The organism is Vibrio sp. 10N.222.48.A3 (assembly GCF_041475345.1).
Lineage (GTDB): Bacteria > Pseudomonadota > Gammaproteobacteria > Enterobacterales > Vibrionaceae > Vibrio > Vibrio tasmaniensis_A.
This window is the reverse complement of record NZ_JBFRVX010001309.1, coordinates 1-3,015: the sequence shown is the minus strand read 5'-3', so window position 1 is coordinate 3,015 and position 3,015 is coordinate 1. Positions and strand designations below refer to the sequence as shown.

The following is a 3,015-nucleotide window of genomic DNA, read 5'->3' as shown; positions in this document are numbered from 1 at the left end:
GCTTATACTCATAACGCCTCCCCCTGGCGAAATTAGCATGACATTACAACTTCATATGTCGCTAAATGACTATGTCACTCCATACAATACGTAATTTTTGCATATTGTATTTAAGGTAAATACCGTTTTGGATTAACTGATTTACCTTGGTAACGAATCTCAAAGTGCAGCCTGACACTGCTGGCTCCAGAGCTTCCCATTGTTGCAATCTTCTGCCCTGGTTTCACACTTTGCCCTTCAGATACTAATAGTCGGTCGTTATGCGCGTATGCACTTAAGTAATTATCATTGTGCTTCACAATCACTAGATTGCCGTAGCCTCGTAATGCATTACCCGAATAAACAACCGTTCCCCCTGCAGTAGATACTATTGGCTGACCTCGCTGTCCTGCTATGTCTATGCCTTTATTTCCTTGTTCGCCTACAGAGAACTTCTTAATTACTCTCCCTTTCGTTGGCCATAACCATTTGGATACTTTGTTACTCGTTGGTTTTGTTGGCGGTGTAACATTCTGTTTACCTTTAGAACCAACATACTCCTTTGATTTGGATTGTACAACCTTCTTTTGTGGATCTTTTTTCGCCACTTTGGTGGTTGTTTGAGCGGGCGCAGATTTAGAGCTTTTACTCTTTTGAGATGTTGTTTTAGGTTTGCTTGAGGCCAACAAAGTTGTGGATGCGGCAACAGGCGCAGCGACGGCTGCAACCGCTACCGTTGATTTACCATACGCTGGAGCGTTGTAGCTAGGACGCCATAACTTAAGGCTCTGTCCGGGATGGATGGTATAAGGTGCAGACAGATTGTTATAGCGAATCAGCTCTTTAACATCTTTATTTGTTACGTAAGCAATAAAATAAAGGGTATCGCCTTTTTTCACTTCATAGTAACTACCACGATAACTACCACGATCAATCGATGAGTAATTCTTGTTTAAGCTTGAAACTGGCGCAGGCGAATTCGCAGCACACCCAACAAGTGCACAGCTAAGCAGTAGAGAACTTCCTTTAAAAACCTTCGAACGCATCGACTTTCTATCCACCTACACCATTAATAATTTTATTAAGCTAACTCACCAGGTACAAGAGGTACAAATCGCACCATCTCGATAACACTCGATAAGAACTCATCACCGTGGCGAACAATCTTCAACAGTTGTTGTTCATCATCTCCGACCGGAATTAATAAGCGGCCTCCATCTTTCAACTGCTGCAAAAGCGCTTGAGGGATCGACTCTGCAGCAGCGGTGACAATAATCGCATCAAAAGGCGCCTTAGAAGACCAACCTTGCCAACCATCACCGTGCTTGGTTGAGATGTTGTAGAAATCGAGTTGCTTCAACCTACGCTTAGCATCCCATTGTAGCGACTTTATTCTTTCAACCGAATACACGTGATCAACCAGCTGAGCCAAAACAGCCGTTTGATAACCAGAACCCGTTCCGATCTCCAAAACGCGGCTGTCTTGTTGTAACTCAAGCAGCTCGGTCATTTTAGCAACAATGTAAGGCTGAGAAATTGTCTGCCCCTGCCCGATAGGCAGCGCATTATTATCATAGGCTTGGTGATGCATAGCCTGTGATAAAAAGCTCTCTCTCGGTAGTAAGTAAATAGCATCAAGAACCTTTTGATCCTGAATACCATTTTCTATCAGAAAAGTAACTAAGCGCTCAGCTTGTGGATTACTCACTTATTTATCCCCTAACCATGTAGTCATCGCACCCAACGACTCATGTGCCGTCAGATCAACTTGTAGTGGTGTTACCGACACAAAACCATGTTCAATGGCGTAAAAATCGGTACCCTCACCAGCATCTTGCTCCTTACCAGGAGGGCCAAGCCAATAGATATCATGACCACGTGGGTCTTTCTGCTTAATCATATCTTCAGCATGGTGACGAGCACCTAGACGTGTCACCTGAGTACCCGATATTTGTTCTAATGCTAAGTCAGGGACGTTCACGTTTAACAGGCGATTGGTCGGGATTGGGTTTGCTAAATGTTGTTCGACAATACGGCGAGCAACCGCTGCCGCTGTCTTAAAATGTTGTTTTCCAACCAGAGAAAATGCCACCGATTGAACACCTAAAAAGTGGCCTTCCATTGCTGCTGCGACTGTACCTGAATAAAGCACGTCATCACCAAGGTTAGCTCCGTGATTAATACCCGTTAAAACCAGATCAGGCATGTCACTCTTTAGGAGTTCGTTCAATGCGAAATGTACACAGTCGGTCGGTGTTCCTTGTACCGAATAGGTATTTCTAGCAATCTCTTGAACACGCAAAGGCTGTTCCAAAGTTAATGAATTTGAAGCACCAGAGCGATTACGGTCAGGTGCCACAATGATAACTTCAGCAAGATCACGTAATTCATTTGCCAGCTCATGAATACCTTGAGCATGCACACCATCATCGTTGCTGAGTAAAATCTTCATCTTGTATCCTTTCTTTTGTACCAATGCCAAGTCACTTAAATACCGATATAAAGTCACTTAAATATCAATATAAAGTGACTTAGACCCAAGCAGAATCATTATTGCTCGTAGGTTCTTTCTACGTGTACTTCTTCAACTAGCTCACGAACGATAGCGGTTGCGAAGCAGCCTGCGTCCAGAGAGAATTTAAGAGTGACATTGTCTTCGTTTACTTCCCACACTAAACCCATCGGCTTCAACGAGGCTTCACGGCGATCATGGCGCATACGGTTGCCACAAATAAGCGCCATTAGATCCGGTTCAGCATCAAGGTGTTTCTGCTCTAGAGCTTGAGACGCATCCGTCGTCGGTAACGCATTATCTCCAGCTAAAGCAACGGTAATAAACGCAGAACCATTGGCGATATCTTGGTTTACAGCTTCGATATTAGCGGCTGTCACAGCAAGTTGAGCATCGTTTTTAACTACAATATCGCCGACCAATGCCGAAGCAAACGCATCGTGCTCAATACGGTCAGAAAGAATTAAGTTGTAGATCCAAGAACGAGCTGCAGAGAGGTACAAGCTGCGCTTATTTTGATTACG

4 protein-coding genes are annotated in these 3,015 nt (G+C 44.0%); all 4 read right to left on the bottom strand.

Annotated features, from left to right (window positions below; translation table 11 throughout):
* Window positions 1–110: 110 nt before the first annotated feature.
* Window positions 111–1,025 (bottom strand): murein hydrolase activator NlpD, encoded by a 915-nt coding sequence (gene nlpD, locus AB4653_RS25935; protein WP_009847637.1) that lies wholly within the window; start codon window positions 1,023–1,025, stop codon window positions 111–113.
* A 35-nt stretch (window positions 1,026–1,060) separates the two neighbouring features.
* Window positions 1,061–1,687: a protein-L-isoaspartate(D-aspartate) O-methyltransferase gene (locus AB4653_RS25930; RefSeq protein WP_009847638.1), complete on the bottom strand. Its 627-nt coding sequence runs from the start codon at window positions 1,685–1,687 to the stop codon at window positions 1,061–1,063.
* Window positions 1,688–2,431 (bottom strand): 5'/3'-nucleotidase SurE, encoded by a 744-nt coding sequence (gene surE / locus AB4653_RS25925; protein WP_009847639.1) that lies wholly within the window; start codon window positions 2,429–2,431, stop codon window positions 1,688–1,690. It abuts the gene before it with no gap.
* A 98-nt stretch (window positions 2,432–2,529) separates the two neighbouring features.
* On the bottom strand, window positions 2,530–3,015 hold a 486-nt coding region (truD, locus tag AB4653_RS25920), incomplete at its 5' end, for a tRNA pseudouridine(13) synthase TruD (RefSeq protein WP_372105662.1).

Bases quoted from the DNA above. Each gene is read 5' to 3' on its own strand.
- surE (WP_009847639.1), bottom strand. From the start codon at position 2,431: ATGAAGATTTTACTCAGCAACGATGATGGTGTGCATGCTCAAGGTATT.
- nlpD (WP_009847637.1), bottom strand. From the start codon at position 1,025: ATGCGTTCGAAGGTTTTTAAAGGAAGTTCTCTACTGCTTAGCTGTGCA.